Here is a 21,648-nt window from a genome sequence, read left to right as displayed (position 1 = left end):
GGGCTGGTCCTTGTCCAAAGCCGTAGCGCGGAAACGGGGAAGGCGTCCAGCCCTTGCCCCTTGACGATACCCGCCGCAACCCCGACCATGCGCCACAAATTGATCAAGAAGGGTTACCTTATGTCTGTTTTCCTTCGCCGCAGCTGCGGCGCAGCCCTGGCTTACGCCGTTGCCACCCAAGGCGCCTGGGCCGACCTGACTGCAAATGATGTCTGGGCCGATTGGCAGAACTATTTCCAGTCGATGGGCTATACAATTACCGGCGATCAAAGCAACGCCGGGGACGTGACCACAATCGCGGACATGACCCTGTCGATGACCTTCCCCGAAGATGACGGTCAGTTCCAGATGGTCATGCCGGAAATGACACTGACCGAAAACGGCGATGGCACCGTCAGCATCGGCTTTCCCGACAGCTTCCCGATGACAATCTCGGGCACGGCCGAAGATGAGGCATTCTCGGTCGACCTGATCTATTCGCAGACCGATCTGGACATGGTTGTTTCCGGCTCGCCCGAAGACATGACCTATGACTATTCCGCATCCACCCTCAGCATCGTTCTGGGCGAGTTGCAGGCTGGCGACGAAGCCCTGCCCGATGATGCTCTGAATGTCAGCTTTGACATGACCGACCTGTCCGGAAGCTCTCGCATGTTGATCGGTGATGAGCGCACAATCGATCAGACGTTCGAAGCCGCCGAACTGTCCTACGACATCCAGTTCGAAGACCCTGAGAACGGCGATTCCGGCCTGTTTGTCGGCAAAATGGACCAGTTGACGTTTGCGGGTGAAAACATCCTGCCGCTGGAATTTGACCTGAGCGACCCCGAAGCGCTGTACGCTGCCGGTTTCGCCTTTGCGGGCGATTTCACCTATGCCTCGGGCAAGACCGATGTCAGCGGCGTCAGCGAGGGTGAGCAGTTCAACATGGCCAGCTCATCCGAAGGTGGGCGCTTTGCGGCCAGCATGGATGCCGAACGGATTGCCTATGATATCGAGCAGAACAACACCAAGCTGGCGGTGACAACGGCGGATCTGCCCTTCCCATTGGAAGCCGCGATGGAGAAGGCCGGTCTGCAACTTGAGATTCCGGTTCAGCCGTCGGATGAGGTCAAGCCGTTTGGCTTCTCGATGAACCTGACCGATTTCACCATGTCGGATATCTTGTGGAGCATGTTTGACCCCGCAGGCACCCTGCCCCGCGATCCGGCGACCATCGCGCTGGACACCAGCGGCACCGCCAAAGTGCTGATGAACATCTTCGATCCCGAAGAAGCCGCCGAGTTCGAGGCAACAGGCGAGATTCCGGCCGAGTTGCACTCGCTGAAAATCAACGAGCTTCTGGTCTCGCTGGTTGGGGCAAGACTGACCGGTGACGGCGATTTCACCTTCGACAACGCAAACACCGAGGAATTCGGCATGCCCGCCCCGGCTGGTGTCGCCAACCTTCAACTGGTGGGGGCAAATGCGCTGATCGACAAGCTGATCGGTATGGGCCTGATGTCCGACAGCGATGCCTTGGGCGCCCGGATGATGATGGGCATGATGGCGGTGCCGGGGGATGAGCCCGACACGCTGAATTCAACCATCGAATTCACCGAAGACGGCCAGATTCTGGCGAATGGTCAGCGTATTAAGTAAATGTGATCGGGCAAGGGCGTGACCGCGCGCCCTTGCCCTTGACCTACGGTGCAGACGTCACAAAACCATTCGGTCACGGGTCTTGCGAGACGGGCTGTGCAAGGCTAGGTCCATTGCAGTCAAACCGGAGGCCCCATGACGCGCACACCAGAAGAAATCAGCCAATCCCTGCTGGATGCGGCCCGCAAAGCCGGGGCTGAAGCGGCCGATGCGATTGTTATCGACGGCTCGTCGGTCTCGGTCGAAGTGCGCGGCGGGGCCCTGGAACATGCGGAACGTTCGGAAGGGACCGATCTTGGGCTGCGGGTGTTTGTCGGCAAACGGCAGGCCATCGTCTCAAGCTCTGACAATCGTCCCGAAACCCTGAACGCGATGGCCGAACGCGCCGTTGCCATGGCGAAAGAGGCCCCCGAGGACCCCTTTGCCGGGTTGGCCGATGCCGCGCAACTGGCCAATGGCTGGGACATCGACGCGCTGGAATTGTTCGACCCCACCCCGGAACCTGCCCCAGATGCGTTGATGCAGGATGCGCTTGCCGCCGAAGCCGCCGCTTTGGCCGTACCGGGCGTGTCGCAAGTGTCCGACGCCGGTGCAAGCTATGGAACCCACCGCGTTTTTCTGGCCGCCACGAACGGGTTTTCGGGCGGGTATGCGCGCAGTTATCGCTCAACCTCGTGCGTCGCCATCTCGGGCGAAGGCACGGGGATGGAGCGGGATTATGACGGCGACAGCCGCACGTTCCAGTCCGACCTGCGCGACCCGCAGGAGATCGGTCGCAAGGCGGGCGAACGCGCCGTGGCCCTTGGGGGTGCGCGCAAGCCCGAGACCGGCAGCTTTCCAGTTCTGTTTGATGAACGTATCTCATCGTCTTTGATCGGGCATTTGCAGGCCGCCAGCAACGGTGCCGCCATCGCGCGCGGGGCCTCGTGGCTGAAAGACAGCCTTGGGAAGCAGATTCTGCCCGAACATTTGTCTCTGATCGAAGACCCCAGCCGCCCGCGCATCTCGGGCTCGCGCCCCTTTGATGCCGAAGGGCTGCCGACCCGCCGCCGCGCGATTGTCGAAAACGGCATTCTGACGGGCTGGACGCTGGATCTGTCCAGCGCGCGCAAGCTGGACATGGCCTCGACCGGCAACGCCACACGCGGCGTGTCGGGGCCGCCCTCGCCCAGCAACTGGAACCTGAGCCTGACCCAGGGTGACCAAAGCCGCGCGGACCTGATCCGCGACATGGGCACCGGCCTGTTGGTGACGTCGATGATCGGTTCGACGATCAACCCGAATACCGGCGATTACTCGCGTGGGGCCTCCGGATTCTGGGTCGAAAACGGTGAGATCACGCACCCGGTCAACGAATGCACCATCGCAGGCAATCTGCACGACATGCTGAAACGGATGATCCCGGCCAATGACGCGCGGGCTTATCTGTCGCGGGTCGTCCCCTCGGTGCTGATCGAAGGAATGACGCTTGCCGGCAACTGATCTGCCACTTCTGATCGACGCAGCCCTTGAGGCCGGAAAGATCGCCACCCGCTATTCCGGGGCGCAGGCGCAACGCTGGGACAAGCCCGACGGGGCCGGGCCGGTGACCGAGGCCGACCTGGCGGTAAACGCCATGCTGGAGCAGCACCTGCCCGCAGCCCGCCCCGATTACGGCTGGCTGAGCGAAGAAACCGAGGATACGCCGGATCGGCTGAACCGCGACCGCGTCTTTGTCATCGACCCGATCGACGGCACCCGCAGCTTTGCCGAGGGTGCCCGCACATGGGCGCATTCGCTGGCCATCGCTGAGAAGGGTGAGGTCACGGCAGCGGTGATCTATCTGCCCCTGCGCGACCTGCTGTACGCCGCAGCCAAGGGTCAGGGGGCCACGCTGAACGGCGCCCCCATCCGCATCGCAACAACCGCCACGCTGGACGATTCCGAGCTTTTGGCGGCCAAACCAAACCTCGCGCCCCATCATTGGCGTCAGGGCCAGCCCCCGTCGTTCACGCGGGCCTATCGCCCGTCGCTGGCCTATCGCATGGCGCTGGTCGCGCAGGGCCGGTTCGACGGGATGCTGACCCTGCGCCCCAGTTGGGAATGGGACATCGCGGCAGGCGACCTGATCGTGCGCGAGGCGGGCGGCATCTGCTCCGACCGTGCAGGCCAACCGCTGCGCTTCAACAATGCCCATCCCCGCCTGAACGGGGTGATTGCCGCCGGGAAACCCCTGCACGACCAGCTATCCGAACAACTGGATCCCAACGGCCCCGGGATCAGCGGATGAGCAAGCCCCGCTCTCTCAGCCTTGCGGCCTATCGGGTTTTGTCGTGGGGGGTTCCCAACGGCAATGGCCAGCCCGACCTGCCGCGACCTGAAGGGGAGTTGTTGTGGATCCACATCGCAGATCAGGACCGGCTGCGGGTGATCAATCACTTCTGCCACCGTCTGCAACAGGTCCGGCCCGGCCTGTCCATCCTGCTGAGCGCACCGCCAAAGGCTGACCTGAAACGATGGACCGAAACGCCCTATCCGCTGATCACCCTGCCGGTCGAGCACACCGGCGCGGCACGCGGGTTTCTGAACCACTGGCGTCCGAATATGGGGCTGTGGGTTGGCGGCGGCCTGATGCCCAACATCATTACCCGCGCTCAGGAACGGGGCATACCGCTGATCCTGATCGAGGCGACGCTGGAGATCGAGATCCCCAGAACCGCGCGGTGGCTGCCGGACATTTCCCGGTATACATTTGATTGCTTTGACAGAATCCTGACCAAATCCGAAGACACATCACGCCAGATCCGGCGCATGGGTGTTGCATCGGCCAAGGTTGCCGTATCTCCCCCCCTGCAGATCAGCCCCAACCCGGAACCCTGGCCCGAAGACGAGCTTATTGAGATCAATCACATCTTTTCGGGTCGGCCCGTCTGGCTGGCGGCATGGGTGCAGGACAAGGAATTCATCTCGGTTCTCAGTGCCCATCGTCAGGCGATGCGGATGCTGCCGCGTCTGGCGCTGGTGCTGCATGTGGCCGACATGCGCGAAGCCGGACCGCTGCACAGGCGGCTTGAATCGATGGATCTGCGTTGTGCCTACTGGGATCAGGGCGACAAGATCGAAGACACGACACAGGTCATTCTGACATCCGAGCCCGAAGATCTGGGCCTCTGGCAACGAGTCTCACCCGTCACATTCATGGCCAGTTCGCTTGAACGTGGCGCAGCTGGCAAGGACCCGCTTGAGACGATTGCATTGGGATCGGCCATTGTGCACGGCCCCTTTGTGCACAGCCAGCAAGAGCTTTACGATCAGTTGAAACAGGTCAAGGCGGCACGCATGGTGAAATCCGCCACCGAGTTGGGGGATGCGATCGTCGAGCTTCTGGCCCCCGATCAGGCGGCTGGCATGGCCCTTGCAGGATGGCAAATGATCACCGAAGGCGCGCCGCAGGCCGACCAGTTGATCGAGATGGTGCAGGAAGCGCTGGACCAGCGGAGTGCAGATGATGCGAGCACCTGAGTTCTGGAACACCGGCCCAGACAAGCTGGACCTGCGGGCGCGGCTACTGGCCCCTCTGGGCCGTATCTACGCATCGGCAACCGCGCGCCGCGTTGCATCCGATACCGGGGTCAATCCGGGCGTTCCGGTGATCTGCATCGGCAACCTGAATGCAGGCGGAACCGGAAAGACCCCCACGGCGATCTGGGTTGTGGAACAGTTGCGAAGCAACTGGCACGAACCGCATATCGTCACACGCGGACATGGCGGGTCGCTGGAAGGACCGGTGCGGGTCGATCCAAGCAAACATTCGGCCGCGCAAGTCGGCGACGAACCGCTGCTGCTGGCCATGTTTGCCGAGGTTTGGGTGGCCAAGGATCGCGCCGCCGGTGCGCGTGCTGCCGCACAAGAAGGCGCAAGTGTGATCGTGCTGGATGACGGGTTCCAGAACCCCTCGGTCGCCAAGGATTTCTCGATCATCGTGGTGGACGCGCAACGCGGGTTCGGGAACGGGTTGTGCCTGCCTGCTGGGCCTTTGCGCGAACCCGTCGATGTGGGCCTGAAACGCGCCGATCTGGTTCTGTCCCTTGGCGACGCCCCCGCGCAACAGGTATTTGCCGATCAGTGGGGCGATCAGATTTCAGTGCCGCACGCGACCGGTGTCGTCGAACCTTTGCAAACAGGAATGGACTGGGCCGGGTCGCGCGTGCTGGCCTTTGCAGGCATCGGACATCCCGAGAAATTCTTCCAGACCCTGCGCCAGCAAGGGGCCGAGCTGCTGAGGGCCGAAGCTTTGGACGATCACCAACCGCTGACGACAGCCCTTATGACACGGCTTGAAAACGAAGCCCGGTCCTTGGGTGCTCAGATGGTGACAACGGAAAAAGATGCGGTCCGGTTGCCCGATGCCTTTCGTCGCAAGGTCGTGACCCTGCCGGTGCGCCTGCAAGTGGCAGATGCCGATTCTGTGCGCGAGATGCTGTTAAAGGCGGCACCTTCGCCCTGATGGATCCGGCCAGCCCTGAACGGGCTGACCGGGAATGGGTTTAGCTGCCAAGCTCGGCTTCGATCAGCCGCTTGAAATCCTCGTAGGACTGGTTCGATACCTTCTCGCCGTTGACGATGAAGGACGGGGTGGCCTGAATATCGTCACGCTCGGCGTTTTCCTGATACCACGCAACCAGCGTCTGAGCGCGGGTACCGTCCTGCAGGCAGGCCTCTAGCTGATTGCCATCGATCCCGGCCAGACGCCCGATCTTGCGCAGCTCGTCGACGATTTCCGGCGGGCCGCCCGCGCGGGTCCATTCGGACTGACCTTCATAGATCAGGTCGGTGATGCCAAAGAACTTCTCGGGACCCGCACAGCGCGCAACCATCGAGGCCCACAGGCCATAGCGGTCAAAATACACCTCGCGGTAGATGAACTTGACCTTCCCGGTGTCGATAAAATCCTTCTTGAGCTGCTTATACGCGCCCTGATGGAAATTCGCACAATGCGGGCAGGTATAGGATGCGTATTCGATGATCTCGACCGGCGCATCCTCGGCCCCTTGCACCATTTCGACGATGGTCGAGGTGTCCAGATCGGCCTCTTGCGCGATAGCACTGCCAACCAGCGGGTTGGCGGGGGTGGAATTCGAGGTTGTCAGCCAATAGCCGCCAGCGGCGACGGCGACAGCCGCACAGATTACGGTTGCAATACGGCTCATTCTCAGCCCTTTCTCAGCGTTTCTGTTTGGATAAAACGTTGCGGCCCAGACGTTCAAGGGCAGCGCGCAAATCACCATCGTGAACATCGCGCGACACTTTGTCTGCCTCGGCTGCAATTTCTGGTTTTATTTCCGGTTTCGCTTGTTTCGGCTTGTGATCGAAACTGGCCTGCCCCTCGGCAAATCCTGTCGGAGCGGTCTGGGTAATGCGGATGCGGCTGATCGCGTTATAGCCGTATACGGCGTTCACTTTGCCGCGCAGCTGTTCCTTCTGCATCTCCAACATCGGCGCTTGCGGGCCTGTGGTCAAAAGGGTCAGCGTCGCGCCAATCCCGCCCTTGCCGTACCCCACATTCACCGGACGCGCGATCGAGGCAGTGTCCTGCCCCACAATCTCGGCCCAGTGGGTCAACAGTCGCGACACGGCAAAGCCCCGGCTTTCCCCGGCGCGCCGAATCTGATCGTTCAGCAATGTCGCGGTCCGTTTGAACCCGCGGGTCGAAGAACGTCTGCGCTGCATCTGGTTTCCAACTCCTGCGCCGCTATTGTAAAGGGCGAAACGGCAGGTGCCAGCGAAACCCGACAGAGAGCTAGATAAATCTTGCGTGACAGCCCTGAATTCGACCTGAGCGCCGCGTTGCTCGACTGGTATGACCGTCACGCGCGGGACATGCCATGGCGCGTGGGGCCTGCGGATCGTGCCACAGGCGTGCAGCCAGACCCCTATCGCGTCTGGTTGTCCGAAGTGATGCTGCAGCAAACAACCGTAGCTGCCGTACGTGATTACTTCATGCGTTTCACCTCGCGCTGGCCAACCGTTCAGGACCTGGCCGCCGCGCCGGATGATCAGGTGATGGGCGAATGGGCAGGGCTTGGCTATTATGCCCGCGCCCGCAACCTGCTGAAATGCGCCCGGGTCGTGGCCGATCAGCATGACGGGCGGTTTCCCGACACCTATGACGCCTTGCTGGAATTGCCGGGGATCGGTCCCTACACCGCTGCCGCCATCGCATCCATTGCCTTTGACCGGCCCGAGACCGTGCTGGACGGCAATGTCGAGCGCGTCATGGCCCGGCTTTATGACATTCATGATCCGCTGCCCGGATCGAAACCCGTTCTGAAGGCCAAGGCCGCCGCGCTGACGCCGGATCAGCGCCCCGGCGACCATGCGCAGGCGGTGATGGATCTGGGCGCAACGATCTGCACCCCGAAATCCCCCGCCTGCGGCATCTGCCCTCTGCGTGACCCCTGTCTGGCCCGCGCCGAAGGAACCCAAGCGGAATTGCCCAAGAAAACCCCGAAAAAGCCTAAACCCACCCGCTTCGGCCACGTCTACATCGCCCAGCGCAAGGACGGAGCGTTGCTGCTGGAGCGTCGTCCCGACAAAGGGCTGTTGGGCGGAATGCTGGGCTGGCCGGGCTCGGACTGGTCGGATGCACCAGCCGAGGCACCTCCGTTCCGCGCCGACTGGAACCTGCTGCCCGGCGAAGTGCGCCACACCTTCACTCATTTCCATCTGGTTCTGCGTATCTGGACAGCGGACCTGCCTGAGCAAGAAACACCAAACGGCCTGACGATACTGCCCAAACACGATTTCAAACCCAGCGACCTGCCAACCGTGATGCGCAAGGCCCACGATCTGTGGCGCGGGCAATAAGCCCGTTGTGCCCCATTGGGTCGCCCGGCTAGGCTGCCCATACCGGTTCGGAGCACGAATGATGATCACAACAGAGACCCTGACCCGCTGGCAAACGGCTCTGCCCTTCTGGGTGTCCTTTCTGCTGGTTCCCCTGATCTGGATCACAGCCATCGCAGGCGGCTGGTGGGTTCTGCTGATCCCGCTGACGACCTGGTGGGCCTTTGCCGCGCTGGACCGCCTGACCGGCCTTAACCTGGACAATGCCGATCCCGAAACGCCAGACGATGTGCTGCGTTGGTACATCCTGCTGACCAAGCTTTGGGTGCCGGTTCAGTTTGTCACCCTGTTTGGCCTGATCTGGTATGTCACGCACACCGATCACCTGTCAGGCTGGTCCAAGGTCGGGCTGTTTTTCGGTATGGGCATCCTCTCGGGTACGGTTGGCATCAACTACAGCCACGAGCTGATGCACCAGAAATCCCGGCTGGAACGCTGGCTGGGCGATATCCTGCTTGCCATGGTCCTCTATTCCCATTTCCGGTCCGAACATCTGTTGGTCCATCACCGCTATGTCGGCACTCCACGCGACCCGGTGACCGCGCGGTATAACGAGGGCTTCCACCGCTTCTACCCGCGCGTCCTGCTGCAATGCCTCATGTCCGCCTTCAAAGCCGAGCGGGACAAGCTGGCCCGCAAGGATCGCCCCTGGACCGACCCGTCGAACCCGTTCTGGCGGTATTGGGCGCTGCAAGGCGGAATGCTGGCGCTTGCGGCCCTGATCGGCGGATGGTCCGGGTTGGGGCTGTTCCTGCTGCAAGCGGGCGTGGCGATCTGGCAGTTGGAACTGGTGAACTACGTCGAACATTACGGGCTGACCCGGAAACATATCGGCGACGGGAAATACGAACATGTTCTGCCGCGCCATTCCTGGAACGCCTCGCAAAAGGCGTCAAACTGGTTGCTGATCAACCTGCAACGCCATTCGGATCACCACTACAAACCCAACCGGCGCTTTCCGTTGCTGCAAAACCACGCAAAAGAGGACGCGCCGCAATTGCCCCATGGCTACCCGGTCATGACGGTGGCCGCGATGATCCCGCCCTTGTGGCGGCGCGTCATGAACCCCCGTGTGCGGGCCTGGCGGCGGCAATACTACCCTGAGATCACCGATTGGCATCCCTACAACAAGGCGCAGAACCCCCAGCCAAATGCGTGACCGCAGCGCGCCCTGCGCGCTGCCCGGCCCAACCAAAGGCGCTGCATCTGTGATGCAGCAACGACGGGCGGGAGCCCCTCAGTACACCCAGATATCCATGGGGTCCGCCACTCCGCGCACGGCCTGAGCGCTGCGCCTGGTGAACCCTTCCATCGCGTGTGCGGGGCTTTCCTGCAACGCCTGAGCCCGCAGCGCGTCACTGACCACAACGCGCGCCTTATAGTCGCGCGTCATCGCCTCAAGCTTGGCAGCCACATTCACCGCATCGCCAATCACCGCAAATTCCAAACGGTTGGCCCCGATATCACCCAACACGACCGAGCCATAGTGGACCCCGATCCCAACATGAATCTCAACCTCGCCCGCGCGGCGGCGTTCCAGATTCCAGCGGTCGATCATGTCCACCATCGCCCGCGCACAGCCCAGCGCATTGGTGGCATCCAGCGGCGTCGGGACCGGTGTGCCAAACGTGGCCATCAACCCATCACCCAGATATTTGTCCAGAGTCCCATGATGACGAAAAACCTCGGTCTCCATCCGGGCATGGAACCCGCGCAGAACCTCGATCACCTCATACGGGTCGCGACCCGCCGCAAACTTGGTGAAGCCCACGATATCGATGAACAGAACCGCGATGTTTTCCTTGCGCACCTGTTTCAACGGCTCGTCATTCTGGCTGAGTTCATCGACCACATTGGGCGAGAAATAGCGCGACAGGTTCGCCCGCTCGCGTTCCAGCCCCGCATTGGTCATCAACAGCCGGTTCAGCCGCCGCATAGACACGCCCAGCGTCACCGCGACCATTACAAACACGATCACCTCCTGGATGCGCAGTTCGGCCCGGAAACTGTTTGGATCCAACATTTCGGCCACATCCGGATAGCCCTGCAACGCATCCGCCACCCGCTCGCTGATCCCGGGGAAGGGGGTGGCGATCCACCAGGCAATGATCCACCCAGCAGTCCATACCCCTGCGGTCCACGACCCGATGGCAATCACCGTGCGCCAGGAATAAGCCAGCGTGCCCGCCGCCAGAATGATGAAGAAATACTGGAAATTGTCGAATCGGTACTGCATCGCCAGCGGTCGGACATCGTCGCTGAACGGGTTGGGCACGATCATGCCCAAGGTCATGATCAGCAGATCGACAAAGATCAGCAACAGCTCAGCCCGCGATTGCCCCACCCGGCCCGCGCGGCGGATCAGCCAGCCATTGGCGCAGAGCAGCAGCAGGATGAAGTGATACCACAACACCTCCCACTGCGGGTTCAGGTAGATCAGCAGCACCCCGGTCAGCCCCATCGCGATCCAGCGGGCGCGAACGGCCAGTTCCAGCCCCTCGCGCTTGTGCTGTTCCAGCGCGGCTTCGGTGTATTTGTTGTCCAGATCGAAATTGTCGGGCCGGGTGACAAAGAACCTTTCAAAACGCGAGGGGCTGGCGCTGGTGTCTGTCATGAGGGATCACTCTCGTATCAGGTATCAGAGTGATCCCATGCAACCATTCCTGCGACCAAAACAAAAGACCCCGCCGGATGATCGGCGGGGCAAGGCGTAGTGCCATGTGTCAGGCCACAGGCACCGGCGGTTTTCGTGAAATCAGTTCATTTCCGCGCGAATCTGCTGGCGCAGCACGTCAATCGGCACCGTCTTGCCGTCGCGCTTGAAACACCAGTAGGTCCAGCCATTGCAGGACGGCGCGTTTTCCAGATGTGCGCCGACCTGATGGATCGAACCTTTGACGTTGTCGCCCACCAGCGTCCCGTCGGCGCGGACCTTGGCCTTGTGGCGCTGGTTCATCGAATACAGCTCTTCGCCCGGGCGCAGCATGCCGCGTTCAACCAACTGGCCAAAGGGCACGCGCGGTTCGGCGCGTTTGCTGGCGCTGACTTCCAGCGCCTCACGGTCGAATTTACGGACCTTGGAAATACGTTTCTCGGCCACCTTGCGATAGCTTTCCTCGCGCTCGATACCGATGAACTCGCGCCCCAGCATCTTGGCGACCGCACCGGTGGTGCCGGTGCCAAAGAACGGGTCCAGAATCACATCCCCCGGATTGGTCGAGCCGATCAGAACCCGGTGCAGCAACGATTCCGGTTTCTGCGTCGGATGCGCCTTGTCGCCGTTTTCATCCTTGAGCCGTTCATGCCCGGTGCAGATCGGCAGCACCCAGTCGCTGCGCATCTGCACGCCTTCGTTCAGGGCTTTCAGCGCCTCATAATTGAACGTGTATTTCGCACCTTCGCGCTTGGACGCCCAGATCATCGTCTCATGCGCATTGGTGAACCGTTTGCCGCGGAAGTTTGGCATCGGGTTCGACTTGCGCCAGACCACGTCGTTCAGGATCCAGTAGCCCGCATCCTGCAGGGCCGAACCCACGCGGAAAATGTTGTGATACGACCCGATCACCCAGATCGCGCCATTGGGTTTCAGCAGACGATGCGCCGCTTTCAACCACTCGCGGGTGAATTGGTCATAAGCGCCAAAGCTGGAAAACTGATCCCAATGGTCGTCAACCGCATCCACCTGAGAGTTATCCGGGCGATGCAATTGCCCCTTCAGTTGCAAATTATACGGAGGATCCGCAAAGATCAGGTCAACCGACGCCTCGGGCAGACTGTTCATCACATCGATGCAGTCCCCGGATAGGATCGTGTTTAAAGGGAGCGCTTTTGCGCCCTTTTTGGTGGTTGTTGTCATTTTACTGCCTCAAGTATCCACGGCGCTTTTGCGCTCATTTGGTTGAGACAAGGATGAGTCAAAGACGATTCGCCGTCAATTTCTTTTTTGAATCAGCAACTTACGATTTACTCTTGATACAAGATATTGTGGACAGGCTTGAACGAACGTCTATGGTGTGGGGTCACACCAAGATTTTGCAGCGCCTCCTTGTGTTGTTTTGACGGATAACCGGCGTTTGTCTCCCACCCATAGCCCGGGTGCTGTTGCGCCAAATCCACCATCACCTGATCGCGCCAGTTTTTCGCAAGGATCGAGGCCGCCGCGATCGACACCGATCGCGCATCCCCTTTGACCACCGCCTGCGAAGGGATTTTCAGGCCGCGCGGTATCATATTGCCATCGATCAGCAGAAAATCGGGCGCAGGGTCCAGGGCCGCCACCGCCCGCGCCATGGCCAGATGCGAGGCGCGCAGGATGTTGATCTCGTCGATTTCTTCCACCGACGCCTCGGCAACCGCAAATTCGGCGCTGTCCCGCAAGGCCGTGTCCAAAGCGGCGCGGCGCTTGGCGGTCAGTTTCTTGGAATCGTTCAACCCGTCGGGAATATCGTCGGGGTTCAGAATCACCGCAGCCGCCACAACCGGACCGGCCAGCGGGCCGCGCCCGACCTCATCAACACCTGCGACACGCAGATGCCCCCGGTCCAGCAGGGCCTGCTCAAGTTCAAAATTCGGTACCATCATCCCTTTGGCAAACCGCGTTTCACGACCGACCGCAAGAAAAAAGAGAGGGCAGCTTGCGCCGCCCCCTCTCTTGCGCGGCGCTTCTTGCGGCACCGCTCCTGCTCGTGACCGATTACTGGTAAACCACGCGGTATCCTTGCTGGCGCAGGCACGCGGGTTCATACCCCCGCTTGACCTTTTTGCCGTTCCAGAAACCGACCTTGCATTGGTTGGGCAGGCTATTGGCATGTCTGTAGTGTTTCTTCAGGCATTTTGGCCCAAGCAACTGCCGGTTGGGTCCGTAGCCTTTGATTGTCCGCAGGCACCGGTGCGGCAGGTCATATCGCGCCACGCGTTTCGGAACCGGGCGAACATATGGATGTACGATCTTCGGTTCCTTGTACACGTGATGATACTGGCGGCTCGGTCGATCCCTGCGCTTTTCCTTGTTATAGTGATTGACCGCCGCGCCGATGATGGCAATTGCGGCCAGCCCGCCAAGAATGTCCCCGGTATCTGCAGCCCGCGCTTGCGAGGCGGAGACGCCGGTAACGGCAATGGCGGTGGCGACGATCAGGGCGATGAATTTGCGGTGCATGATGCATGTCCTTTCGCAACTTGGGGCGGACCCGCTAAGGACCGCGAATGTGATGCCCCGACACTGGGCCCGTCCCCTTCAGACAAGCAATAACGCGCGGTTGTTATCGAATATCAGCCGCGTCTAACCCCTTATGTTATTGAATATCCCGGCCACCCATGCGCAGGATGCGGCCTATGAAACAGATCCTCTCTTCTCTGGTCATTGCGACCCTGTTATCGGTGGGCTCCTCTGCTTTAGCGGCGGATTGCTATGCTGACTACAAGGCCAAACAGGACAATCCGTTGCGCCTGCATTACGGCGTGATGCAGGTGTCTTCATGCAAAAAAGGGCAGGCAAAGCAGGAGGTCGCCCAGCGCCTGCGCGGGTCCGGCTGGACCTTGCTGAACGTCATGTCGGTGTTTGGGCCGGAAGGGTTGGATCAAAGGAAGGCCAATGCCGGAAAATTCTATCTCCGTTTCTGACGCAAGACGCTCTGGGGTTCGACTGGTCGGGCTGGGCATTGCTGCCATCTTGGCCATTCTTGTGACCGCAGCCGCATTTCTGTTCTGGACCCTGCCCGACGCCAACGCCTTCAACGCACGGGTCGAAAGGCTGTTTGTCGAAAGCGACCTGACCACGCAGGCCGAAATCCGGCTGTTGGAGATTCTGGCCCAATCCGGCACCGCCTTTGCCGATACGCTGGCCAGCTATCGGATGGTCATCTATGTGCTGCTTGTCTTTTCCTGCGCGATGCTGATTTCGGCCTTTGTGTTTCTGGTGATGCTGGTGCTGCTGAACCGGCGCATGGCACAGATCGAACGCACCGGGATTCAGGTGACCTCGCTTTTGATCAGCCGCGAGGAAAACACGGTTTACCTCAACAACATGGACTTCAAACTGACCCCTGCCGCGATGGAAACCCTGTCCATTCTGGCCGAATCCCGCCTTGACGACGAGGTCCTGTCAGGTGCCCAGATCGAGGCGATGATCTCGGGCCGTGATGCAGCCGATTGTGACGAGGCAGCCGGGGCCACCCGTATCAAACGCCTTCGCGACGCGTTGGGCAACCAGATGGTCAGCGAATTGTTGGTCAAGAATATCGCCAAAAAGGGCTATATGCTGTCCATCGAAAAGGACGTCATCCAGATGGTGTGACCCGGCGCAGCGGAAAAACTGGGCCGTGCCCCTTGGAATAAAGACCGGAAAACCCCATTATTTTGGGACCCCATGGCAAGGGAGGTCGATCATGAACGTCCACGCCACACCAAGACCCAAAGGTTACGGAATCTCTGTCGAGCCGTTGAAGGGCAGAATTGCCATTTACCGGAACGACATTCTTCTGGCCGAGAGCCACAATGCCAAGGTGATGTATGAGACACGGCTGCCGCCCACCCTCTACATCCCGCGCGCGGATTTGTGCGTGGACCTGAGTTCGGAAACCGAACTGCAGACCTTTTGCCCGTTCAAGGGCACCGCGACCTATCATGACATCAACCTGCCGGGTGAGCATCTGACCAATTCCGTCTGGGCCTATGAAGACGCGCTGCCGGAAAGCATCGCGATTCAGGGCCATATCGGGTTCATGCCCGGCGCCTATACCGAGATCGATCTGGGCCAGAACCAACTGCGCGAACCTGATGACGGGAACATCAGCGGCCCCTTGATTGATTGGCTGATGCGCGGTGCCTCAACCGCCAATACGCCCGAGGCGTTTACAGAAGCGCTGGCCGAGAAAATGCTGGAACACGGGATCGCGATTCAACGCCTCAGCATTCTGGCCTGGTCGCTTCATCCCCTGATCGTGGGCAAGCATTATATCTGGGAAAAGGATCAGGCCGAGATTCTGACCCACGCACCAACCTACGAGATCCATGACCATCCGGCGTTTATCAACAGCCCGCTGCGTCATGTTTCCAACGGGCTGGGTGGCGTGCGGCAACGGCTGAACGACGAGAACCCCCATAACAGTTTCCCGATCATGGAGGATTTGAGGGCCAAGGGCGCAACGGACTATGTCGCCATGCCGCTGCCGTTTTCGGACGGGCGCACCAATGTTCTGACCCTGACCTGCGATCACCCCAACGGCTTCACGACCGAAAATCTTGGGCTGGTTTTTGAATGCTCGGCCGTGATCGCCCGGTATTACGAAGTGTTCATGCAGCGCGAGAACGCGCAGGTTCTGCTGGAAACCTATGTCGGCAAACGATCCGGGGCGCGGGTTCTGGGTGGTGAAATCCGTCGCGGCGACGGGGATGAGATTGATGCGGCGATCATGTTCTGCGATCTGCGCAATTCGACCAGCCTTGAAGAGAAATTGGGACGTGCGGCTTATATCAACCTTCTGAATGAGTTTTTCGAAACCGTATCCGGCATCGTTCACGACAATGGGGGAGAAGTTCTGAAATTCATCGGCGACGCTGTGCTTGCTGTCTTTCCGGCCATCGACGACCCCGCGGTCGCGCGAGAAAGCGCGCAACGTACGGCAATTGGAATTGTCGAACGACTGGGCGAGTTGCGGCAAGCCGGCACCGACACCCATTGCGATTGCTCGATCGGTCTGGCCTATGGGCGTGTGACCTATGGCAATGTCGGCTCGCGCGAAAGGTTGGATTTCACCGTGATCGGTCAGGCTGCCAATGTCGCCGCCCGGTTGGGGGAGTTCGGCAAAACCGTTGGGCACCGCATCGTAGTTTCGGAAGACATCGCGCCGGCCTGCGCAAATGCGCAGCCCTTGGGCGAGGTCGCGTTGCATAATGTGTCCAAACCGGTCAGATCCTATGCATTGCGCACATCTGCAGATGACATCCTGAATTCTTAGCTTGCCTGTGCCTCGATCCGGGTCTTTCGACCAGCGGTGCAATCATAGTCTTCGGCGAACCCGGTTTCGCCAAAGACGGTTCATCCCGTGACTTGTTCGGCCATCATAGGATTACCCGGCCCCCAGCAGGATCAGCGCGGTCTGCGCAGGAGAGATCGTGTTCTGCAACTGCGCAATCTGGCTGCGCGCAAGGTAGGTATCGGTCAGGCGGGACACAGCGCCCTCATCCGTGAATTGCGACAGATCTTCAGAGCCCGTCAGACTGAACAAACGCTCTTTGAACTCGACCAATTGCGTATCAATGTCCAACTGCCCGAAGGACGCAGGTAATCCCAATGCCGTTTCCATCATGCTGCGCAGCGGCGGTAACCCCATCAGATCGAACCACTTCGTGTCCGTGCTTGTATCCGCCTCAGCCAGTTCGGTCAGTGCGTGTTGCGCATAAAGGGTGATGCGCATGGACTCATCCGAGTCACCTACCGAGATCTCGAAACGTGCGGTCATGTTGTCCTGTGCGACCTGCTCCATAAGCGATGCAAATCCGGTCCGCCGCACCTGACCGGGGCCAAATCCGAAAGCGTCCGAGAACTCGCGATACCGCTTGTCGGCCAACCGGTTGGACAAGGCGTCATCGGCGCTGGTTCCATCCTCAAGGATCTTGCGGATGAAGAAGCGGTTATCCAGATCACCCTCAAGCCCAAACGCCCCAAGTGCGACTTGCAACAGCCTCCGATCCGACACCAGTTGTTCGGCTGTTTCGACCTGACCGATGTTTTCCAGAAAATACCGTGTCTCTCGCTCGTTGATGTTCGAGGTCGAAAAGGCCTGAAACTGCGAATCGTACGTGCGTTGCAGAAAGCGCCAGCCGACCAGCCCGCCAGTGGGTATGACGGGTTGGAAGGTCATTGCTGATAGGCCATCAAACGCTCTTCCCTCGGCAATAGCGAGCGGAGCGATTTCAGACATTTATAATAATGCTCGGCCACCAGCGCATCGGTTGCTTCGGTCAGAACGCGCCGGCTGTCGGCATCGGTGAAAACCTGACTCAGTTCTTCAACGCGGCGCAGCAGTTGTTGTCTTGCGGAAACAGGATCCATATCCCCGGACAGAACAAGCTGCGCGGCGTAACAGACACGACGGACGGGTGTATTCACCTCATCCGGGTGAATGGCATCTCGCAACCTCAGCACATTGGCCTGCGGCGTCATGATCGAGAACCGGCTGCGTCGATCCCCGTTTTCAATGACAACGCCGTTGATCAGAACCCTCTCTTTCGGGGCCAATTTCAGGACCAGCCCCCCCATCACGCGGCCCCACCCTGACGCAGCCCGCGCAGAACTGCGGTGTTGATTTCCAACAAGGGATCAATGGTTGCGTTGTTGGTCAGAACCTGACTGCTGTGATGTTCGGTAAACTCCGCCAGATAGAAGATGCGGGCCCGCAGGTCATTGGGCAGGGCGTTATCCGAGTCAGACACGCCCGTTGCAAGAACCGTCCACAGACGCCGGTTTTCATGCACGGCCTGAACAAATCCGGCAAAATCAGTTGACTTGCGTGCTGCGGCCGCTTTGAGACGGCGCGTGATTTTCGAAATCGCCTCGAATTCAGTATCGCGAGGCGTTCGAATAGGGGCAGCGGTTTGCGCGTAGGCGTTGTGAGCAAGCATTTGCGGGGTCACTTGAAATCCTTCCAATAGGCCGTCTTCATGCGGTCAATGCCGGGGCGCGAAACCCGCGCCCCGACCAGGTTCCGGAATTAACGGAACAGCGACAGGATCGACTGCGGCGCCTGGTTGGCAATCGACAGCGATTGGGTTGCCAATTGCTGCTGTACCTGCAGGGCCTGCAACCGGGCCGAGGTCTCTTCCATGTCGGCATCAACCAGCGAGCCGATACCGGACTTGAACGAGTCGGTCAGTTTCGAGACGAAATCCTGCTGGGTTTCGATCCGACCCTGCACGGACCCAAAGGCCGCCGCCGCATCGATCGAGGTATCGATCAGCGTTTCGATCGTGCCCAGTGCTGCCGCTGCACCTGCATCGGTCGACACGTCAATCGAGCTCAGCGCACCCAGACCGCCAGAACCCGCGTTGGTGAACTGAGCAGAGATAGAAATGTCCTGATCCGCATCAGCACCCGCAGCGGCGGTACCCGTCGCGAAGGACAGGGTGTTCGGCGCACTGGACGCGTCATAATCAACGGCAAGACCCGTGATACCCAGTGCATCGATCTCATTTTTCAGGCCGACCGCGACCAGAGCATCGGTGTAGTTCTCGTCATAGGTTCCCGACGGATCAAGATCGCTGTCCTGGATCGTATATGACACTTCCTGATCGCCAACGCGGATCGACACACTGTCACCAACTTCAAAGTTGTCCGTCGAACTGTCGATGAGAATGTCGCCAGTGCCCGTGGTGCGGTCCATGGTGAAGCCTGCCACGTCATTGTCGGTTGTCGCACCGTCCGAACCGGCAAGAACGCCCTTGGCCGTATACCCACCAATCGACAGGTCCTGGCTGGCCACCGAAATTGACGCAGAGTTCACGGCACCGGTGCCATCACGGTCAAGCGAGGACAGGATCGAGACGGTGCCTGCGGTCCCATCCACCAGGTTGAGACCGTTGAACTGCGCGGCTCCGACAACCGATGCGATCTGATCGCGCAACGCGGTCACGTCGTCATTGATCTTGGCGCGGTCCACATTGCCTTCCTGCGCGGCGACGATTTTACCCTTCATCTGGGTCAGCAAGTCGGTCACCGTTTCCGACGCATTCCGCGCAACGGCAACGGTGGATTCACCCAGTGACAGGCTGTCCTTGATGGCGTTGAAGCCTTTGACGTCCGACTCCATGACTTTGGAGATCGCCCACACGGCCGAATTGTCCTTGGCGGTCGCGACATCCTTACCGGTCGAGATCGCGTTCTGGGTCATTTCAAGGTTCTTGTTGACCGACTTCAGGGTCTGCAGCGCAACCATTGCGCCATTGTTTGTCAGAATGCTGGACATAGCTTTCATCCTTTTCCGTTCGGGCCTTTTGCGCCCAGTTTCACCCCGCAATGCCTGCGGGCTTTGCTGTCGTTCTGACCTGTGCGACGCACCCTGAGGCCGTTCGCGCCACCTGTGTTCATCAAGTGCAGGGACACTCTTGACCGTGATCCCCTAACGGAGTGCTAAAACGCCCAACCCGGAAATTTCGGATTTGAATCAAACCGACGGCTATGCCCGTTTTTCCAACTTTGCATGGCTGCGCACCTTGTACCCGTTGCGCTGGCCATCCGCGCCATAGGTGCTGAATTCCTGACGTACCCGGCGCAGTTCGGCCATGCGCGCGGCCACGGCGCGGATGCCGTCTGCCGCGCTGTTCAGCAGGGCCTGATTACGTTCGACCTTTTGCTGAACGCGAATCAACTCGGCACTGTCGCGAACCTGAAGATCGTTGATCGCACCGATCAGCTTTTCTTTTTCCGGCACCATCAGGGTCAGGCGATCCAGATCGCCGTCAACCAGCGCCGCGCGTTCGAGATCCAGAATCTCTTCCAGTGATCGGATCAGAATCGTATCGGAATCAGCTGTCATTGCTGCGCTCCATCATTGATTTGAGTAAAAGTTCCGACAGCCCGACGCCGCCGGACTGGGCCAGTTGTCGTGCTTGATGCTGAACCAGAAAGGACGAGAACTGATCCTCTCCGGCCCCGCCGCCGAACGAGTCGCGCGATTCCCCCAGACCGGCGGACTTCAACATCTCCGCCAGGAATGCGGCCTCAAGCTCAACAGCTGCGGACCTGAGCTTATCCGTGGTTGGAACCGGTGGGGGGAGGGCCGAAACCTTCATTGCTTTCTCCGAAAATTGCATCGAACTTTCTCGATCAAAGAGGAAAGCGGTTAAAATAAATGTAACTTCCTGAGGGCAGATTTCCGGTCACACAAGACGGAGCCGGAGCAAAATGCCCAACCCGCTGACACTGGCGACAAACACGCCCACATCGACTGCCAAACCCGAGTCTGCAACGCACGAATCGGATGCGTCAAAAAAGACGGCGCAGTTTCAGGACATTCTGGATCAGCAGGAACCTGCGCCGGAACAAGACCCCATGCCCGAGGTGACAGAAGAAGGGGCCGATTTGCCCGAAGCCAAGATTGCAGCCGACGCGCCAGATATCGAAGCCGAGCCTCCTGCCCCCACGCTCGCTGTGGCCGAGGTCAAGCCGGTGCCGGTTGCCGAACGTGCCATTGAACAGGCGCCGCCCACGGGGAAAATGGTGCAAACACAAGTGACGATTGGCGCGCAGACTGTGCCACAAGCTGTGGAGGCTGGCACGGCGGCGCAAGCAACGATCCCGCATGACCCCGCCCCGCCCAAAGACGTACAAGCAGCCGTGCCGCAGCCGGACACGCGAAACAACGCCCCGCCCAATGCGTCGCCTGCTATCACGCAGGTGAATATTGGAACGCCCGTCGAATCGGCTTTCGCGGCACGTTCAACAAACGGGCCGGAGCTGTCATCCAAAGGGCAGGTGACAATGCATCGGGATGCCCCAAAGATCGCGAGCGACCTGCCAAAATCACCGCAGTCGCAGGTGCCAATGGATCGACCTCCCAGCGCCGCTCAGATGCAGATTCTGGCGACGGCCACCCCTCGTGAGGTTGAAGAACCGGGACCTGCCGAGAAACCAGAGGCTCTGCCTGTTATGGCCGATGAGCCGGTGTTGCAATCTTCGCGTGAATCAGCCCCGTCACTCAGCGCGCCCGCTCAGGCGACGCGGGCCGAGGTCGCGCGGGCCATTGCCGGACAAATGGCCGCGGCGGTACAGGCGCGGCCCGGATCCGGGGCGGTCGAGATTGCACTGAACCCCGAAGAATTGGGGCGGGTGTCAATCGTACTGAATGGCCGCGATGACGGGTTTTATGTCACGATTGCCGCCGAGCGTCCTGAAACGCTGGACCTGATGCGCCGACATATTGCCGTGTTGAACGCCGAGTTCCAGAAGCTTGGCTATGGCGATCTGTCCTTCGATCTGGGCACGTCTTCGGACCCTCGACAGGACGCGCGCGATCCCAACACCTCTGGCTTTGTCGAGATGCCATCCGAAGAAGCGGCGGTCCATACAAATGCAATTCCGCAGAAATCGGCCCCGGGCAGGGGCATCGATATGAGGTTATGACA

At 60.1% G+C, this 21,648-nt stretch carries 23 protein-coding genes; 11 read left to right on the top strand and 12 right to left on the bottom strand.

The window, feature by feature from the left end; all coding sequences use genetic code 11:
* Nucleotides 1-120 precede the first annotated feature (120 nt).
* The 5 genes from ACR0AC_RS19915 (at nt 121) to lpxK (ending at nt 6,127) form a co-directional block, all read left to right on the top strand.
* Nucleotides 121-1,641, top strand: coding sequence for a DUF2125 domain-containing protein (locus ACR0AC_RS19915; protein WP_480875612.1), 1,521 nt, complete (start codon nt 121-123; stop codon nt 1,639-1,641).
* Between the two features lie 135 nt (nt 1,642-1,776).
* Nucleotides 1,777-3,123: a TldD/PmbA family protein gene (locus tag ACR0AC_RS19910; protein ID WP_480875610.1), complete on the top strand. Its 1,347-nt coding sequence runs from the start codon at nt 1,777-1,779 to the stop codon at nt 3,121-3,123.
* Nucleotides 3,110-3,910, top strand: coding sequence for a 3'(2'),5'-bisphosphate nucleotidase CysQ (locus ACR0AC_RS19905; RefSeq protein ID WP_170624621.1), 801 nt, complete (start codon nt 3,110-3,112; stop codon nt 3,908-3,910). The genes ACR0AC_RS19910 and ACR0AC_RS19905 overlap by 14 nt, the downstream gene beginning before the upstream one ends.
* On the top strand, nt 3,907-5,142 hold the full coding sequence (locus ACR0AC_RS19900) for a 3-deoxy-D-manno-octulosonic acid transferase (protein WP_480875606.1): 1,236 nt from the start codon (nt 3,907-3,909) through the stop codon (nt 5,140-5,142). Before ACR0AC_RS19905 ends, ACR0AC_RS19900 begins: the two co-directional genes overlap by 4 nt.
* Nucleotides 5,129-6,127: a tetraacyldisaccharide 4'-kinase gene (gene lpxK / locus ACR0AC_RS19895; RefSeq protein ID WP_170624713.1), complete on the top strand. Its 999-nt coding sequence runs from the start codon at nt 5,129-5,131 to the stop codon at nt 6,125-6,127. The genes ACR0AC_RS19900 and lpxK overlap by 14 nt, the downstream gene beginning before the upstream one ends.
* A 40-nt stretch (nt 6,128-6,167) precedes the next feature.
* Here the strand turns inward: lpxK and ACR0AC_RS19890 are convergent, their stop codons facing one another.
* Entirely contained in the window at nt 6,168-6,830 is a 663-nt protein-coding gene (locus ACR0AC_RS19890; protein ID WP_480875603.1) for a DsbA family protein, read from the bottom strand.
* Nucleotides 6,831-6,843: 13 nt separating this feature from the next.
* Nucleotides 6,844-7,350: a DciA family protein gene (locus ACR0AC_RS19885; RefSeq protein ID WP_170737802.1), complete on the bottom strand. Its 507-nt coding sequence runs from the start codon at nt 7,348-7,350 to the stop codon at nt 6,844-6,846.
* Between the two features lie 81 nt (nt 7,351-7,431).
* Between ACR0AC_RS19885 and mutY the strand changes: the two genes are divergently transcribed.
* Nucleotides 7,432-8,487, top strand: a complete 1,056-nt coding sequence (gene mutY, locus ACR0AC_RS19880) for an A/G-specific adenine glycosylase (RefSeq protein WP_480875600.1) — start codon at nt 7,432-7,434, stop codon at nt 8,485-8,487.
* 61 nt (nt 8,488-8,548) lie between these two features.
* A complete protein-coding gene (locus ACR0AC_RS19875; protein WP_170455414.1) occupies nt 8,549-9,685 on the top strand; it encodes an alkane 1-monooxygenase in 1,137 nt (378 codons plus the stop codon).
* A 78-nt stretch (nt 9,686-9,763) separates the two neighbouring features.
* Here the strand turns inward: ACR0AC_RS19875 and ACR0AC_RS19870 are convergent, their stop codons facing one another.
* The 4 genes from ACR0AC_RS19870 to ACR0AC_RS19855 all read right to left on the bottom strand — a co-directional run bounded on the left by ACR0AC_RS19870 (nt 9,764) and on the right by ACR0AC_RS19855 (nt 13,684).
* Complete coding sequence (locus tag ACR0AC_RS19870) at nt 9,764-11,140, bottom strand: adenylate/guanylate cyclase domain-containing protein (protein ID WP_480586251.1); 1,377 nt, start codon at nt 11,138-11,140, stop codon at nt 9,764-9,766.
* A 141-nt stretch (nt 11,141-11,281) separates the two neighbouring features.
* Complete coding sequence (locus ACR0AC_RS19865; protein ID WP_170455264.1) at nt 11,282-12,382, bottom strand: site-specific DNA-methyltransferase; 1,101 nt, start codon at nt 12,380-12,382, stop codon at nt 11,282-11,284.
* A gap of 107 nt (nt 12,383-12,489) precedes the next feature.
* Nucleotides 12,490-13,107 (bottom strand): ribonuclease HII, encoded by a 618-nt coding sequence (locus ACR0AC_RS19860; protein WP_480875596.1) that lies wholly within the window; start codon nt 13,105-13,107, stop codon nt 12,490-12,492.
* A gap of 112 nt (nt 13,108-13,219) precedes the next feature.
* On the bottom strand, nt 13,220-13,684 hold the full coding sequence (locus ACR0AC_RS19855; protein WP_480875593.1) for a hypothetical protein: 465 nt from the start codon (nt 13,682-13,684) through the stop codon (nt 13,220-13,222).
* 176 nt (nt 13,685-13,860) lie between these two features.
* On the opposite strand from ACR0AC_RS19855, the gene ACR0AC_RS19850 reads away from it, so the two are divergent.
* The 3 genes from ACR0AC_RS19850 to ACR0AC_RS19840 all read left to right on the top strand — a co-directional run bounded on the left by ACR0AC_RS19850 (nt 13,861) and on the right by ACR0AC_RS19840 (nt 16,484).
* Complete coding sequence (locus tag ACR0AC_RS19850) at nt 13,861-14,148, top strand: hypothetical protein (RefSeq protein WP_170455270.1); 288 nt, start codon at nt 13,861-13,863, stop codon at nt 14,146-14,148.
* The gene (locus tag ACR0AC_RS19845; protein WP_170523814.1) at nt 14,120-14,821 is read left to right on the top strand and encodes a helix-turn-helix domain-containing protein; all 702 of its coding nucleotides are present in this window, start codon (nt 14,120-14,122) and stop codon (nt 14,819-14,821) included. Before ACR0AC_RS19850 ends, ACR0AC_RS19845 begins: the two co-directional genes overlap by 29 nt.
* Nucleotides 14,822-14,912: 91 nt before the next feature.
* Nucleotides 14,913-16,484 carry a DUF427 domain-containing protein gene (locus ACR0AC_RS19840; RefSeq protein ID WP_170523811.1) on the top strand — a complete coding sequence of 524 codons (1,572 nt, stop codon included), beginning with the start codon at nt 14,913-14,915 and terminating at the stop codon, nt 16,482-16,484.
* 111 nt (nt 16,485-16,595) lie between these two features.
* Here ACR0AC_RS19840 and ACR0AC_RS19835 read toward each other — a convergent pair whose 3' ends face one another.
* From ACR0AC_RS19835 to ACR0AC_RS19810, 6 genes are all read right to left on the bottom strand, one after another.
* Entirely contained in the window at nt 16,596-17,390 is a 795-nt protein-coding gene (locus tag ACR0AC_RS19835) for a DUF1217 domain-containing protein (RefSeq protein WP_170624631.1), read from the bottom strand.
* A complete protein-coding gene (gene flbT / locus ACR0AC_RS19830; protein ID WP_170455278.1) occupies nt 17,387-17,788 on the bottom strand; it encodes a flagellar biosynthesis repressor FlbT in 402 nt (133 codons plus the stop codon). Before flbT ends, ACR0AC_RS19835 begins: the two co-directional genes overlap by 4 nt.
* Nucleotides 17,788-18,162, bottom strand: coding sequence for a flagellar biosynthesis regulator FlaF (gene flaF, locus ACR0AC_RS19825; protein WP_170455280.1), 375 nt, complete (start codon nt 18,160-18,162; stop codon nt 17,788-17,790). Before flaF ends, flbT begins: the two co-directional genes overlap by 1 nt.
* A gap of 77 nt (nt 18,163-18,239) precedes the next feature.
* Entirely contained in the window at nt 18,240-19,490 is a 1,251-nt protein-coding gene (locus tag ACR0AC_RS19820; RefSeq protein WP_170455282.1) for a flagellin, read from the bottom strand.
* A 210-nt stretch (nt 19,491-19,700) separates the two neighbouring features.
* Nucleotides 19,701-20,060, bottom strand: a complete 360-nt coding sequence (locus ACR0AC_RS19815; RefSeq protein ID WP_170455284.1) for a flagellar biosynthesis protein FlgN — start codon at nt 20,058-20,060, stop codon at nt 19,701-19,703.
* On the bottom strand, nt 20,050-20,316 hold the full coding sequence (locus ACR0AC_RS19810) for a rod-binding protein (protein WP_170523802.1): 267 nt from the start codon (nt 20,314-20,316) through the stop codon (nt 20,050-20,052). Before ACR0AC_RS19810 ends, ACR0AC_RS19815 begins: the two co-directional genes overlap by 11 nt.
* A gap of 112 nt (nt 20,317-20,428) precedes the next feature.
* On the opposite strand from ACR0AC_RS19810, the gene ACR0AC_RS19805 reads away from it, so the two are divergent.
* Complete coding sequence (locus tag ACR0AC_RS19805; RefSeq protein WP_480875587.1) at nt 20,429-21,646, top strand: flagellar hook-length control protein FliK; 1,218 nt, start codon at nt 20,429-20,431, stop codon at nt 21,644-21,646.
* Nucleotides 21,647-21,648 lie beyond the last annotated feature (2 nt).

The sequence above is a fragment of the Ruegeria sp. H7 genome (genome assembly GCF_056532945.1).
The sequence above is the reverse complement of the archived record's forward strand: the minus strand, read 5'-3'. Positions and strand labels throughout refer to the sequence as shown.

Excerpts from the sequence above, each read along its gene's own strand:
- ACR0AC_RS19915 (WP_480875612.1), top strand. The coding sequence starts at position 121 with ATGTCTGTTTTCCTTCGCCGCAGCTGCGGCGCAGCCCTGGCTTACGCC.
- ACR0AC_RS19910 (WP_480875610.1), top strand. The coding sequence starts at position 1,777 with ATGACGCGCACACCAGAAGAAATCAGCCAATCCCTGCTGGATGCGGCC.
- ACR0AC_RS19900 (WP_480875606.1), top strand. The coding sequence starts at position 3,907 with ATGAGCAAGCCCCGCTCTCTCAGCCTTGCGGCCTATCGGGTTTTGTCG.
- lpxK (WP_170624713.1), top strand. The coding sequence starts at position 5,129 with ATGCGAGCACCTGAGTTCTGGAACACCGGCCCAGACAAGCTGGACCTG.
- ACR0AC_RS19890 (WP_480875603.1), bottom strand. The coding sequence starts at position 6,830 with ATGAGCCGTATTGCAACCGTAATCTGTGCGGCTGTCGCCGTCGCCGCT.
- ACR0AC_RS19885 (WP_170737802.1), bottom strand. The coding sequence starts at position 7,350 with ATGCAGCGCAGACGTTCTTCGACCCGCGGGTTCAAACGGACCGCGACA.
- ACR0AC_RS19875 (WP_170455414.1), top strand. The coding sequence starts at position 8,549 with ATGATCACAACAGAGACCCTGACCCGCTGGCAAACGGCTCTGCCCTTC.
- ACR0AC_RS19870 (WP_480586251.1), bottom strand. The coding sequence starts at position 11,140 with ATGACAGACACCAGCGCCAGCCCCTCGCGTTTTGAAAGGTTCTTTGTC.
- ACR0AC_RS19865 (WP_170455264.1), bottom strand. The coding sequence starts at position 12,382 with ATGACAACAACCACCAAAAAGGGCGCAAAAGCGCTCCCTTTAAACACG.
- ACR0AC_RS19860 (WP_480875596.1), bottom strand. The coding sequence starts at position 13,107 with ATGATGGTACCGAATTTTGAACTTGAGCAGGCCCTGCTGGACCGGGGG.
- ACR0AC_RS19855 (WP_480875593.1), bottom strand. The coding sequence starts at position 13,684 with ATGCACCGCAAATTCATCGCCCTGATCGTCGCCACCGCCATTGCCGTT.
- ACR0AC_RS19850 (WP_170455270.1), top strand. The coding sequence starts at position 13,861 with ATGAAACAGATCCTCTCTTCTCTGGTCATTGCGACCCTGTTATCGGTG.
- ACR0AC_RS19845 (WP_170523814.1), top strand. The coding sequence starts at position 14,120 with ATGCCGGAAAATTCTATCTCCGTTTCTGACGCAAGACGCTCTGGGGTT.
- ACR0AC_RS19840 (WP_170523811.1), top strand. The coding sequence starts at position 14,913 with ATGAACGTCCACGCCACACCAAGACCCAAAGGTTACGGAATCTCTGTC.
- ACR0AC_RS19835 (WP_170624631.1), bottom strand. The coding sequence starts at position 17,390 with ATGACCTTCCAACCCGTCATACCCACTGGCGGGCTGGTCGGCTGGCGC.
- flbT (WP_170455278.1), bottom strand. The coding sequence starts at position 17,788 with ATGGGGGGGCTGGTCCTGAAATTGGCCCCGAAAGAGAGGGTTCTGATC.
- ACR0AC_RS19820 (WP_170455282.1), bottom strand. The coding sequence starts at position 19,490 with ATGTCCAGCATTCTGACAAACAATGGCGCAATGGTTGCGCTGCAGACC.
- ACR0AC_RS19815 (WP_170455284.1), bottom strand. The coding sequence starts at position 20,060 with ATGACAGCTGATTCCGATACGATTCTGATCCGATCACTGGAAGAGATT.
- ACR0AC_RS19810 (WP_170523802.1), bottom strand. The coding sequence starts at position 20,316 with ATGAAGGTTTCGGCCCTCCCCCCACCGGTTCCAACCACGGATAAGCTC.
- ACR0AC_RS19805 (WP_480875587.1), top strand. The coding sequence starts at position 20,429 with ATGCCCAACCCGCTGACACTGGCGACAAACACGCCCACATCGACTGCC.